This window comes from Actinoplanes sp. NPDC004185, assembly GCF_053603475.1.
This window is the reverse complement of record NZ_JBSGFR010000002.1, coordinates 118,948-132,135: the sequence shown is the minus strand read 5'-3', so window position 1 is coordinate 132,135 and position 13,188 is coordinate 118,948. Positions and strand designations below refer to the sequence as shown.

At 70.7% G+C, this 13,188-nt stretch carries 11 protein-coding genes; 4 read left to right on the top strand and 7 right to left on the bottom strand.

The window, feature by feature from the left end:
• The 6 genes from ACWEOZ_RS02755 to ACWEOZ_RS02730 all read right to left on the bottom strand — a co-directional run bounded on the left by ACWEOZ_RS02755 (position 1) and on the right by ACWEOZ_RS02730 (position 5,234).
• Positions 1–366, bottom strand: a complete 366-nt coding sequence (locus tag ACWEOZ_RS02755; protein WP_433723921.1) for an NADH-quinone oxidoreductase subunit A — start codon at positions 364–366, stop codon at positions 1–3.
• Positions 367–445: 79 nt separating this feature from the next.
• Positions 446–1,744 carry a geranylgeranyl reductase family protein gene (locus ACWEOZ_RS02750; protein ID WP_451909039.1) on the bottom strand — a complete coding sequence of 433 codons (1,299 nt, stop codon included), beginning with the start codon at positions 1,742–1,744 and terminating at the stop codon, positions 446–448.
• Positions 1,745–1,831: 87 nt separating this feature from the next.
• Complete coding sequence (locus tag ACWEOZ_RS02745) at positions 1,832–2,113, bottom strand: hypothetical protein (protein ID WP_360550881.1); 282 nt, start codon at positions 2,111–2,113, stop codon at positions 1,832–1,834.
• Between the two features lie 52 nt (positions 2,114–2,165).
• Positions 2,166–2,861, bottom strand: a complete 696-nt coding sequence (locus ACWEOZ_RS02740; RefSeq protein WP_451909038.1) for a demethylmenaquinone methyltransferase — start codon at positions 2,859–2,861, stop codon at positions 2,166–2,168.
• Positions 2,862–3,190: 329 nt separating this feature from the next.
• Positions 3,191–4,432 carry a cyclic dehypoxanthinyl futalosine synthase gene (gene mqnC / locus ACWEOZ_RS02735; protein ID WP_451909037.1) on the bottom strand — a complete coding sequence of 414 codons (1,242 nt, stop codon included), beginning with the start codon at positions 4,430–4,432 and terminating at the stop codon, positions 3,191–3,193.
• Positions 4,433–4,478: 46 nt separating this feature from the next.
• Positions 4,479–5,234, bottom strand: a complete 756-nt coding sequence (locus tag ACWEOZ_RS02730; protein ID WP_451909036.1) for a TetR/AcrR family transcriptional regulator — start codon at positions 5,232–5,234, stop codon at positions 4,479–4,481.
• A 177-nt stretch (positions 5,235–5,411) separates the two neighbouring features.
• Here ACWEOZ_RS02730 and ACWEOZ_RS02725 point away from each other — a divergent pair, with 177 nt between their 5' ends.
• On the top strand, positions 5,412–8,486 hold the full coding sequence (locus tag ACWEOZ_RS02725) for an SNF2-related protein (RefSeq protein WP_451909035.1): 3,075 nt from the start codon (positions 5,412–5,414) through the stop codon (positions 8,484–8,486).
• A 2-nt stretch (positions 8,487–8,488) separates the two neighbouring features.
• Positions 8,489–9,319, top strand: coding sequence for an SWIM zinc finger family protein (locus tag ACWEOZ_RS02720; protein WP_451909034.1), 831 nt, complete (start codon positions 8,489–8,491; stop codon positions 9,317–9,319).
• A 119-nt stretch (positions 9,320–9,438) separates the two neighbouring features.
• On the opposite strand, the gene ACWEOZ_RS02715 is transcribed toward ACWEOZ_RS02720, so the two are convergent.
• Positions 9,439–11,046: a glycoside hydrolase family 64 protein gene (locus tag ACWEOZ_RS02715; protein WP_451909033.1), complete on the bottom strand. Its 1,608-nt coding sequence runs from the start codon at positions 11,044–11,046 to the stop codon at positions 9,439–9,441.
• Between the two features lie 152 nt (positions 11,047–11,198).
• Between ACWEOZ_RS02715 and ACWEOZ_RS02710 the strand changes: the two genes are divergently transcribed.
• Entirely contained in the window at positions 11,199–12,161 is a 963-nt protein-coding gene (locus ACWEOZ_RS02710; protein ID WP_451909032.1) for an aldo/keto reductase, read from the top strand.
• 2 nt (positions 12,162–12,163) lie between these two features.
• On the top strand, positions 12,164–13,138 hold the full coding sequence (locus tag ACWEOZ_RS02705; RefSeq protein ID WP_451909031.1) for an alpha-hydroxy acid oxidase: 975 nt from the start codon (positions 12,164–12,166) through the stop codon (positions 13,136–13,138).
• The last annotated feature ends 50 nt before the right edge of the window (positions 13,139–13,188 follow it).

Sequence of the window (13,188 nt, the reverse complement as noted above, 5' to 3'; positions counted from 1 at the left end):
TCAGTCCCAGTTCAATCCGCCGCGTCGCCACACGTACGTGTAGGCGATGAAGACAGTGACGATGAAGAGGACCATCTCGACGAAGCCGAACAGGCCGAGCGCCTCGAAGGACACCGCCCACGGGTAGAGGAAAATGGTCTCGATGTCGAAGACGATGAACAGCATCGCGGTCAAGTAGAACTTGACCGGGAAGCGACCGCCACCGATGGGCTGCGGAGCCGGCTCGATGCCGCACTCGTACGCCTCCAGCTTGGCCCGGTTGTAGCGCTTCGGGCCCACGATCGGCGCGATCGACACCGAGAACAGGGCGAAGAGCATACCGAGGATCAGCAGCCCGACGATCGGTACGTAGGGATTGAGCGTCATACCGTCTCCTGCTCGACTGTTAGCCGCTTCACACTATTAATCCGCTTTGGCGTCTCGTCGACCGGGGTCCTGATATTCCTCATACGGCCGGTGCGACCTTCGTGAGTCCGTTGATGATCCGGTCCATGGCGTCGCCGTCCCGGGGGTCCGTCAGGTTCGCCAGCAGCTTGAGCACGAACCGCATCAGGGTCGGGTGCGGCATGCCGTGCTTGGTGGCGATCCGCATGATCTGCGGGTTGCCGATGAGCTTCACGAAGACCCCGCCGAGGCGGTAATACCCCCCGAATCGGATCTTCAACTCCGACGGGTAGGCCTGCAGGGCGCGCTCGCGGTCGGCTCCGGCCGGGCGCGCGAGGGCCTGGACGGCCACCTCCGCGGCCAGCTCACCGGACTCCATCGCGTACGCGATGCCCTCGCCGTTCATGGGGTTGACCATGCCACCGGAGTCGCCGACCAGCATGACGCCGCGCGTGTAGTGCGGCACCCGGTTGAAGCCCATCGGCAGCGCGGCTCCCAGGACCGGGCCGTCGGCGTTGTCCTCGCCGCGCATGCCCCACTCCTCGGGCGTGGTGTTCAGCCAGTCGGTGAGCATGGCGCGGTAGTTGGTCTTGCCGAAGGCGCTGGAGGAGTTGAGGATGCCCAGGCCCACGTTGACCCGGCCGTCACCCAGGCCGAAGATCCAGCCGTAGCCGGGGAGCAGCCGGTCGCGGTCCTGGGCGCTGCGCAGCTCCAGCCAGGACTCCAGGTAGTCGTCGTCGGCGCGTACCGGGGATTGGTAGTAGCGCCGAACGGCCACGCCGAGCGGGCGGTCGTCGCGCTTGGCCAGTCCCATCGCGAGCGGGAACTTGCCGGACACGCCGTCCGCCGCGATCACCAGCGGGGCGCGATACTGGACGGGTTCCTTACCGGGGCCGGCCTTGGCCTCGACACCGATGGCGCGGCCGTCGGCGTCGAGCACCGGGCCGGTGACGTTGACGCCGGTGCGCAGCAGGGCGCCGGCTTCCACCGCGCGCTGGGCCAGCATGTCGTCGAAGTCGAGGCGGGTGCGCACGAGACCGTAGTTGGGGAAGCTCGCCAGCTCCGGCCAGTCGAGCTCCAGGCGGACGCCGCCGCCGATCACCCGCAGGCCGCGGTTGTGCAGCCAGCCGGCCTTCTCGGAGGTGTCCACACCCATCCGGATCAGCTGGCGGGTCGCGCGTGGAGTGAGGCCGTCACCGCAGACCTTCTCGCGCGGGAACTCGGTCTTCTCCAGCAGCAGCACGCGCAGGCCGTGGCGCGCCATGTGGTACGCCGCGGCGGAGCCACCCGGCCCAGCCCCGACCACGATCACGTCGGCCTCGTCGGCGACGGTTCCCCCTGCGACAGCGAGGTCGTTCACGGCTCACCTCCGTCAAGCGCGGGCTCGTGAAACAGTTCACAAGCCAGCCCAGTCGGAGTCTAAGACGGCCATCGAAGCGGATAGGGGTTAGGGAACCCTAACTGTTTCAGAACTGTTCCGGCTTCTCGCGAGAGCCCGCTGCAGGACCTCGCGGGCGACTCCGTCCAGGTGCTCGGAAAACGTACCGCCCATCGCGGCATCGAGCGCGACGATCAGCTCATCCACCAACCGCTGCGCCTGTTCCGGGTCCCGCACGGCCACCAACCGGATACGATGCGCCAGCTCCAGGGCCCGGCGCTCGCCCTCGTCACGGTCGTCGATCGGGACGTCGATGTCCGAGTCGTCGACCAGGCAGTCGATTGTCGTCATGCCCCCGAGTCAAACACCCCGGACCGGCGACAACCGGGCAAACGCTCATTTTTCAGATCTTCGTGGCCCGGTGCAGGGCAACCACCCCACCGGTGAGGTTGCGCCACCCGACCCGCGCCCACGGGCCCGCGCCCACGATGCGGGCGGCCAGCCCGGACTGGTCCGGCCAGGCGCGGATCGACTCGGCCAGATAGACGTACGCCTCCGGGTTGCTCGACACGCCGCGGGCCACAGTGGGCAGGCTGCGCATCAGGTACGACAGGTAGACGGTGCGGAACGCGGCGTTGGTCGGGTGGCTGAACTCGCACACCACCAGGCGCCCACCCGGCCGGGTGACCCGGCCCAGCTCCCGCAGCGCCGCGCCGGTGTCGACGACGTTGCGCAGGGCGAAGGAGATCGTCACGGCGTCGAACGTCCCGTCGGGGAACGGCAGCTTGAGCGCGTCCCCGGCGACGAGCGGCACAGCCCGGCCGGCGGCCCGGCCGGCCCGCAGCATCCCGGTGGAGAGATCGGCACCCACCGCGTACGCCCCCGAGCGGCCCAGCTCCTCGGTCGACACCCCGGTGCCCGCGCCGACGTCCAGGACCCGCTCCCCCGGCCGCAGCCCCAGGGCGGCCCGGGTGGCCCGGCGCCAGCCGCGGTCCTGGCCGAAGGAGAGCACCGTGTTGGTGAGGTCGTACCGCTCGGCCACACCGTCGAACATCTCGGCGACCTCGTGCGGCTGCTTGTCCAAGTCTGCGCGTGTCACGCCTACGTACTCTGCCAGCCCGGCACCTAGAACGGGCGGGATGGTGACCCATCCCGCCCGTGCCTCTTGCGTTATATATACGACCGCCATCGGTCGGGTCCGACCCCGCCGCCGACGGTCATGAGTCGTGGCGACGCTTCAGTGTTGCGGTGTTACGCAGGCAACGTAACCAGCGTGAACGCGCCGGACCAGAGACACACGCGGCTCGTTACCGAGGAGCAATCAGCCCCTCACCGCTTCACCGAGGCGCACCTGGCCGATCGGCCGGTGACCTCGGTCATCCGGCCCATCGACACCCCTCAGCGCGGGGGCCATCAGGTCTCGGGAAGCTATCGGGCCTCGACGAGCGGCAGTTCGGTGCGGCCCGCGCCGCCACCGGGCATCGCGATCGACGAGAAGTGCGACACCACGCGCTCGTCCGTCGGGTCGTCGGCCTCGGTCGCGTGCACCGCGAGGTGCCGGTAGAGGGTGTCGCGCTGGGCCGGGATCCGGCCCGCCGTGCGGATCATCCAGATCAGCTCGTGGAGATTCGACCGGTGCCGGGCACCCGCCGAGGAGATCACGTTCTCCTCCAGCATGATCGAGCCGAGATCGTCGACGCCCAGGTGCAGCGCGAGCTGGCCGACGTCCTTGCCGGTGGTCAGCCAGGACGCCTGCAGGTGGGCGATGTTGTCGAAGAAGAGCCGGGAGACCGCGATGAACCGCAGGTATTCCATCGCGGTGGCCTGGGTGCGGCCCTTGAGGTGGTTGTTCTCCGCCTGGTAGGTCCACGGGATGAACGCGCGGAAGCCGCCCACGCTGCCCTCGGCCTCGACGGCCGAGTCCACGTAGCCGTTCGCCACGGCGAGGTCCTGCACGTCGCGGATCATCCGGATGTGCTCGATGCGCTCGGCGTTGGTCTCGCCGGTGCCCATCATCATCGTGGCCGTGGAGCTCAGGCCGTTGCGGTGCGCGACCGCCATGACCTCCAGCCAGCGCGCGCCGGACTCCTTGAGCGGCGCGATCGCCTTGCGCGGCCGGTCGGGCAGCATCTCGGCGCCGGCACCCGCGATGGAGTCGAGGCCGGCGGCCTTGATCCGGAGCACCGCCTCCTCGATGGAGACGCCGGAGACTTTGGCCATGTGCAGGATCTCGCTGGGGCCGATCGAGTGGATGGCCAGCTGCGGATAGGCCTGCTTGACCGAGGAGAAGAGATTCTCGTAATACTCCACGCCGTAGTCCGGGTGGTGGCCGCCCTGGAGCATGACCTGGGTCGCGCCGAGCTCGACCGCCTCGCCGCACCGGTGCAGGATCTCCTCCATCGGGTGCGACCAGCCCTCGGCGTGCTTCGGCGCCCGGTAGAAGGCGCAGAACTTGCAAGCCGTGACGCAGACGTTGGTGTAGTTGATGTTGCGATCGATCAGGTAGGTGACGATCCCGTCCGGGTAGCGCCGGCGCCGGACCGCGTCAGCCGCCTCGCCGAGGGCGTGGAAGGGCGCTTCGGTGTAGAGCAGCAGCGCCTCCTCGGGCGTGATCCGCCCACCGTCGGCCGCACGCTGCAGGATGCTGTCGATCTCCGGGTTCGCCGTCACGTCCCGAAGCCTACGTCCCGGATCCGGCAGTCGTCAGCGGCGTCGGTCACTGACGGACCGCGCTGCTGCGGCGCTCGATCAGCACACCGAGGCCGTCCAGGACCCGTTCGAGGCCGAACGCGTACGCATGGCCGGGGTCGAAGGCGGCACCCAGCTCGGCGCCCGCCGCGGCGCCGACCCGCACGGCCGTCGGGTAGGCGGCCGGATCGAAGACCTTCGCCAGCAGCGGGCCGTTCTCGGCCCACCACTGCTGGTCGCTGCGGGCGCTGCGCTCGGCCGCGGCCTGCGCGTCCGCGGCGGCCCGGGCGGAGGCCTGCACGAAACCGAGCAGGAACGTCAGGGCGGAGTCGGTCTGCACGTCGTCGAGCCCGGTGCCGTCGAAGGCGCGCAGTTCGTACTCGTACTTCGCCATCAGGCCGGGGCCCAGCGGGGGCCGGCTCTGCGAGATGCCCGCCGCCCACGGGTGCTGCGCGAAGAGCAGCCTGTTGTCCTCCGCCACCGCCGCCAGCCGCTCCCGCCACGACCCGCCCACGGCTTCCTCCCGCGACATCCGCAGATAGACGGCGTCGAGCATGAGGTCCAGCAGAGCGGCTTTGTCCGGCACGTAGGTGTACAGCGTCATCGGCACGACGCCCAGCTCCTGAGCCACCCGCCGCATGCTCACCGCGTCGATCCCCTCGTCGTCGGCGAGCGTGATGGCGGCGTCGACGACCTGGGCGACGGTCAGGCCCTTCTTGCGCCCTCGCCGGCTCGCCGGCTCGTCGAACCAGAGCAGGTCGATGGTGCGTCGCGCCTCGGCCACAGGGTGGCACTCCTTTCTTGTACGGCGTATCTTATACGGCGTCCGACTAAACGGCTCGGAGGGATCCAGTGCACGTTTCGTCATCCAACCACTTCCGCTTCGCCTCGCCGGGGCGCACCTGAGCCACGGGCGGGCTCAGTCGTTAACCTCGACAGGTCGATCGGAATCGGAGTCGCAGTGCTCGTCGTGCATGGCGTGTGGATCGCCGGTGAGTCGGCGCCCGGGAGGCTCGCGCTCTGGGCCGAGGATCCCGCTCTCCCGCTGACCACCTCTTCCCGGGCTCGCCGCCGCCCCCATCCGTTCGCGGTGCCGGCCGGGGGCCTCGCCGCGGCGCTGACCGGCTCGTCGGACGACGTCCGTGACGCGCTGGCCAAGGCCGCCGAGTCGGAGCTGGTCCTGCAGCTGCCCGGCACGGCCAAGGGCCCGCTGCCGTCGCCGGAGGCCGGCAGTGAGGCGCCCGGCCGAGGTCTGCGGCTCGGGCCCTGGGAGACACCGGCGCTGGTGCTGCCGGGCGAGCTGGCCCTGACCGCCCTGGGAGCGCTGGCCGAGCCTGATCCGGACGGCCCCTGGATCGCCGCGGCATCGCTGCGCTACCTGTGCGTGCTGGCCGGGCACGCCTGTGACATGGCTCGCCGCGGGCGGATGCTGCCGCAGCTGGTGGTGGAGTCGGGCACGCCCGCCGGGCGCTGGCGGCCGGTGCTGACCGGCGCCGACGCGGCCGGCTACCGGGACTTCGCGGCGGCCATGCCCCCGGTGTGCCGCTCGGCCGCGGTGGGCGGGTCGTCCGACGACGCCGACAGCAGCGCCACCGGCAGTGTCGGCCGCACGTTGCGGGACGCGCTCGAGGTCCTGGTGGATGCCGCCGCCCGGTCCCTGATGCCGGAGCGGATGCTGCTGGGGCTGCGGCCCGGCCCCAGGACCGCGCTCGCGGAGCGGTGGCTCTTCTCGCTGACCGGGGCTGACCCTTCCCTGCCGGGGGCCAAGCCGGCCGACGTCGCCGAGCTGTCCAAGCCACTGGTCGGCTGGTTGCGGTCGGCGCACGACGCCAACGGCCCGATCCGGGTGAGCTTCCGGCTGACCGAGCCCGCCCCCGGCACCGACGACTGGGCGCTCGACTTCGCCCTGCAGTCGGCCGAGGACCCGAGTCTCTACCTGCCCGCCGACGATCTCTGGAACGGCACGCGCATGCCCGGCCTGCCGGCCAACCCCGACGAGACGCTGCTCGCCGGGCTCGGCCGCGCGGTCCGGCTGTTCCCCGCCCTGCACGAGGCGCTCCTGGATGCCCGGCCGGCGGCCATGGCTCTGAACACGGGTGAGGCGCACGACTTCCTCCGGCAGGCCGCTCCCCTGCTGCAGGCGGCCGGCTTCGGCGTGCAGCTCCCGGCCTGGGCCGGACGCAAGGCGGTCGGGCTCAAGCTGACCACCCGCACCCGCAGCAAGACGCCGTCCGGCAAGGCCGCCGCCGACTCCGGGTTCGGTCTCGAGCAGCTGGTCGACTTCCGCATCGACCTGATCATCGGTGACGGCACGGTCAGCGCGGAGGAGCTGGCCGAGCTGGCCCGGCTCAAGGTGCCGCTGGTCCGGGTCCGGGGGCAGTGGGTCGAGCTGGATGATCGCCAGCTCAAGGCCGCCCTGAAAGCCGTCGGCCGGCGCCGCGAGGGTGCGCTGACCGCCGGCGAGGTGCTGCAGCAGGTGGTCGACGGCGGTGAGGAGGATCTGCCGCTCGTCGAGGTGGACGCGGACGGCGCGCTCGGTGACCTGATCTCCGGGCAGGCGGCCGAGCGGCTCACGCCGGTGCCGACGCCCCCGGGGTTTCAGGGGACGCTGCGGCCGTATCAGGAGCGGGGGCTGTCGTGGCTGCACTTCCTGGCCCGGCTCGGCCTCGGCGGCATCCTCGCGGACGACATGGGCCTCGGCAAGACGGCGCAGACACTGTCGCTCCTGCTCGCCGAGCGCGTGGATCCCGATGTGCCGGTTGCGCCGACTCTGCTCGTCTGTCCTATGTCACTGGTTAGCAACTGGCAGAAGGAAGCCGCCAGGTTCGCGCCTTCGCTGCGGGTGCACGTTCATCACGGCGGGGCACGCAAGCGCGACGACGACTTCCGGTCCGTGGTCGCCGCAGCCGATCTCGTCATCACCACCTACGGCACCGCCCTGCGCGACCTCGGCGCCCTCCGCGAGGTCCAGTGGGGACGGATTGCCTGCGACGAGGCCCAGGCGATCAAGAACAGCGGCACCCGGCAGGCCCAGGCGGTGCGGTCCATCCCGGCCCGGACCAGGCTGGCCCTGACCGGTACGCCGGTGGAGAACCATCTCGCCGAGCTGTGGTCCATCATGGAGTTCTGCAATCCCGGCCTGCTCGGGCCCGCGAAGAGGTTCCGGCGTCGCTTCCAGGAGCCGATCGAGGTGCGCGGCGACGCCGATGCCACCGCCGCACTCAAGCGCGCCACCGGACCGTTCGTCCTGCGCCGCCTCAAGACCGACAAGTCGATCATCTCCGACCTGCCGGAGAAGAACGAGATGAAGGTCTGGTGCACGCTCACCGCCGAGCAGGCGACGCTCTACCAGGCCGTCGTCGAGGACATGATGGCCGTCATCGACAACAGCGAGGGCATCCAGCGGCGGGGCAACGTGATCGCCGCGATGACCAAGCTCAAGCAGGTCTGCAACCACCCGGCCCACCTGCTCAAGGACGGCTCCCGGCTGCCCGGTCGCTCCGGCAAGCTGGCCCGGCTGGAGGAGCTGACCGAGGAGATCATCGAGGACGGCGACAAGGCGCTGGTCTTCACGCAGTATTCGGAGTTCGGGACGATGCTCCAGCCGTACCTGGCCGCGCATCTCGACCGGCCGGTGCTGTGGCTCCACGGTGGACTGTCGAAGGCCCGCCGGGACGAGCTGGTCGAGCGGTTCCAGCACGATACCGAGCCGATGCTGTTCCTGCTCTCGCTCAAGGCGGCCGGCACGGGCCTGAACCTGACGGCCGCCAACCACGTCATCCACGTGGACCGCTGGTGGAACCCGGCAGTCGAGGACCAGGCCACCGACCGCGCATTCCGCATCGGACAGTCGCGCAACGTGCAGGTGCGCAAGTTCATCTGCACCGGCACGCTGGAGGAGAAGATCGACGCGATGATCGAGCGCAAGAAGGCCCTGGCGTCCTCAGTGGTCGGTACGGGTGAGGACTGGGTGACCGACCTCGACACCGATCAGCTGCGCGAGCTGTTCTCCCTCGACCCGGTGGCGGTGAGCTGACCATGCCCGTGGACCCGCAGGGACGCTGGTTCGACAACACCGGGCCGATCCGGGTGGACGGCGGCCTCGCCGTGCGGGCCAAGCGCGGCAAGATCGGCGAGCAGTGGTGGTCACGGCGCTTCGTCGACATCCTGGAACGCACCTGCGACCCCGGACGGCTGGCGCGCGGGCGGGCCTACGCGCGCAAGGGCCAGGTCATCGACTTCGAGCTCACCCCCGGCCGGGTCACGGGGAGGGTGCAAGGATCACGACCGCAGCCGTACGAGGTGACGATCGCGATCCCGGCTTATGACGAAGCACAGTGGACTCGGGTGCTCGCCGCGCTGGGATCACAGGCTCTGTACCGCGCGGCGCTGCTCGCCGGCGAAATCCCGCACGAGCTGGTGGACCTGTTCGACGAGCTGGAGCTGCCGCTGTTCCCGTCCACACTGGAGATGAGTTGCTCGTGCCCGGACTGGGGCACGCCGTGCAAGCACGTGTCCGCGGTCCTCTACGTGCTGGCCGAGGCCTTCGACGACGACCCGTTCCTGGTGCTGGCCTGGCGCGGACGCGGCCGCGACGAGCTGCTGACCGCCCTGCGCGGCCTGCCCGAACCGGTCGAGACCATCGATCCGCTCGCGGTGGAGGAGGTCGAGCTGCAGACGCGCCTGACCGACTTCTACACCCCGGCCATCTCGCTGAGCCGCCTGCGGGAGCGCCCGGGCCGGGTGACGGTGCCGCCGGAGCTGTTGCTGCGGGTGCTGGACGCCCCGCAGATCCGGGTCCGCCACATCCCGCTGGTCGACATCCTCCGCCCGGCTTACCGCGACCTCGCCGACCCACCGTCCACATAGCTCCGGCCCGGCGGCCGGATCCCGGTGGGCCTGCGCCCGCCACGCGGGCCCACCGGATACCGCAACGCGACGGCAGACGGGCCTGCGTATGCCGCGCCGGCCCGTCCGTCACCGCACCGTCAGCTCTTGTGCCACTTCTGGTTCGCCGAGCCCCCGCAGTCCCAGAGCTGGAGACGGCCACCGTCGGCGCCGTTCCAGTCCTTGATGTCGACACAGCGGTTCGCCTGCGGGTTCACCAGGTCGCCCGCGCCCGACAGGACGAACTGCTGGGCCGCCGTACCGTTGCAGGTGTAGAGCTGCACCGGCGTGCCGTTCGCCGTTCCGCCGCCGGCCACGTCCATGCACTTGTTGTTCTGCGCCTGCAGGGCGCCGCCCGCTGACGTCCACTTCTGCGCGTTCGACCCGTTGCAGGTCCACGTCTGCAGCGGCGCGCTGTCGACGAAGTTGGCGCTCGGCACGTCGATGCACTTGCCGTTCCAGTCGCTGATCAGAGCCTGTCCTCCGCCCGTCGGCGGCGGCGTGGTCGGTCCGCCCGCGCCGAACGGGGTCAGGATCAGGCCGGCCGCACGCGGGTCGCCGTCGTGCACCAGCGACTCGAAGGCACCGACGTCGTCGAAGGCGAACGCGTACGCCTTACCATCGGCCATGTTCTGGTGAATGATCTTGGCGTACTGGTTGGTCGGGTTGTTCTGGTAGAACTGCGCCGCGTTGGTGCTCGGCTGGGTGTCGATGGTGCCCAGCGTGCCGCGGTTCAGCGCCGCGCAGAGGGTGCGCGAGATCGGCCCCTTCACCAGGTCGTTCGGCGCCGGCAGGTCGCCGTCGCAGCCCCAGACGCTGGCCGATGAGGGCTTGTTGAACGACGCCACCTGCTGGCCCGCGCTGTTCGTGAAGTTCATGACGTTGCCGGAGGTCCGGCCGAAGTACTTGGTGTTCGGCTGGTCACCGAACGGCACCACGGTCAGCGTCTTGCTCGTGTACGCGTTCCACGCCGACGTGATGTACGAGTCCAGGTAGTTCGCGCTCATCAGCCCGGCCCCGGCGGCCTTGCCCGGCGCCAGCGCACGCAGCACGGTCCCGTCCGACCGGGTGTAGACCGTGTTCGCCCAGCCCGCCTGCGCCTTGATCCCGTTGATGACGTTGTTGCGGCCGTTGTTGAGCAGCTCGCCGGTCTTCTTCGTGGCGCCGGAGGATCCGGTCACCGTCACCGCGTGCGGCACCGCGAACATGTCGACCTGCGAGCTGTTGAGCCACAGGCCGGCGTCGTTGTAGGTGAACTCGCTCCAGTCGAACAGGATGTTGTAGTTGGCGTCACCGCTGGCCCACGGCGCCGGCTGCACCAGGCCGTCCGGGGTGAGGAAGAACTTCAGCTTCTCCCCCAGCGAGAAGTAGACCCGCCCGGAGAAGCCGCGCGGGAAGTTGATCGTCGTGGCGCCGCCGTTGCCGGGACCGCCGATCGCCACGTCAGGGGCGGGCGAGGGCGGGAGCGAGCCGGCCGGCCAGGGGGTGAAGGCGCCGCCCTGGTTGACGTAGCCGAGGCGGTTCGTGCTCAGGTTGATGCCGATCACGTACAGGTAGACGGCTTCGCCGCGGCCGGTGTTGTTGGTGACGGTGACCGGCAGCACAGCCGGGCCGACCGCCTGGGCCGGCGCGGCCGCCGCCACGGCCGCGAGCGGCACAGTGACGGTCAGCGCGGCCAGCGCATGCAGAAGTTTTGAGCGGATACGCACGATGACTCCTCGGGAGACGGACGGCGCAGGGGATGGGGGACGGCTCCTGAGAGCGCTCTCACAGCATCAAATGGTTAACACTGTGTGTCAATAGACAGCAGCTGATGTATTACCAGATTATTTCGGCAACCTCGTCGACATAGGCTCGGATCATGAGTGACATGACCTACCGCCGCCTCGGCACCTCGGGCCTGGTCGTCTCGGTCGTCGGCATCGGCTGCAACAACTTCGGCCGCAAGCTCGACGTCGACGGCACCCGGGCGGTCGTCGACGCGGCGCTCGACGCGGGGATCACCCTGTTCGACACCGCCGACATCTACGGGACCCCGCACGGCAGTTCCGAGGAGTGCCTGGGTGCGGCCCTGAAGGGCCGGCGCGACGAGGTCGTGCTGGCGACCAAGTTCGGCATGGACATGGAAGGTCTCAACGGCGCGGACCACGGCGCCCGCGGCTCCCGGTCGTACATCATCCGGGCGGTTGAGGCCTCGCTGCGCCGGCTCGGCACCGACCACATCGACCTGTACCAGATCCACACCCCCGACGAGGCCACGCCGATCGAGGAGACCCTGTCGGCCCTGGATGACCTGGTCCGCAGCGGCAAGGTCCGCTACCTGGGCAACTCCAACTTCGCGGGCTGGCAGATCGCCGACGCGGACTGGACCGCCCGGACCGCCGGCCTCACCCCGTTCATCAGTGCGCAAAATCAGTACAGCCTGTTGCACCGCGAGGTCGAGGACGAGGTCGTGCCGGCGTGTGAGCAGTTCGGGCTGGGCCTGCTGCCGTTCTTCCCGCTGGACAGCGGCCTGCTGAGCGGCAAGTACCAGCGCGGCACACCGCCGCCCGAGGGCACCCGGCTGGCCCAGGAGCGGTATCAGCGCTGGCTGGACGGGGCCGACTGGGACACCATCGAGGCGCTGACGGCGTACGGCAAGGAGCGCGGGCACAGCCTGCTCGACGTAGCGATCGCCGGCCTCGCCGCGCAGCCGGCGGTGACCAGCGTGATCGCCGGCGCCACCACCCCGGACCAGGTACGGGCGAACGCCGCCGCCGGGCAGTGGCGCCTCACCGCGGACGACGTGGCCGCCCTGGACCGGATCCTGACCCCCGGAGCCTGACGATGCCGGAGGAAGCCGCCCGGGCGATCCTCCCCGCAGCCGTCCACGACTACTACCGGGACGGCTTCGGCGCCCAGGTCACCCGGGACGAGGCCACGGCGGCCTGGCGCGAGTGGCGGTTCGTGCCGCGGCTCTTCCGTGATGTCTCCCGGGTCAGCACCGAGGTCGAGCTGTTCGGCGCCCGGCTCACCGCCCCGGTGCTGGCCGGACCGACCGCCCTGCACACGCTCGCGCATCCCGAGGGTGAGGCGGCGACCGCCCGGGGCGTCGCGGCGGCCGGCTCGCTGCTGGTGCTCAGCGCCCGCGCGGGCCGGCCGCCGGCCGAGATCCCGATGACCGGGCCCTGGTGGTTCCAGGCCTACGTGCTGCGGGACCGGGACATCACCGAGCATCAGGTACGCGCGGCCGTCGCCGCCGGGGCAGGCGCGATCGTGCTGACCGCCGATGCCCCGTATGTGCACCCGCGGCCGGTGCCGCAGGCCGGCGCGCTGTCCCCGGCGACCCGGCCGGTGGGCCGGGAGCAGGACCCGGCCCTCGATGCCGGCGCGATCGGCTGGCTGGCGGCGATCTCCGGCCGGCCGGTGCTGGTCAAGGGCGTACTCGGGCCGCGGGACGCGATCGCCTGCGTCGAAGCGGGCGCCGCCGGGGTGATCGTGTCGAACCACGGCGGCCGGCAGCTGGACCGGGTGGTCGCCACTGCGCGGGCGCTCGGCCCGGTGGTCGAGGCGGTCGCGGGGCGGGTGCCGGTGCTGGTGGACGGCGGCATCCGGGACGGCGGCGACATGCTGACGGCTCTGGCGCTGGGCGCGCAGGCTGTGCTCATCGGCCGCCCGGTGCTGTGGGCTCTGGCCACCGGCGGCGCGGAAGGCGTCCGCGACTGCCTGGACTATTACCGCACCGACCTGGCCCGGACGATGGCACAAGCCGGCCTACCAACCATCAGCGACATCGACGCCGAGGTGGTTACCCGGCCCTGACCGGCGGGCGACGCCGCGCCCACCCGCCGGCGCGGAAGACAACCGCCCGG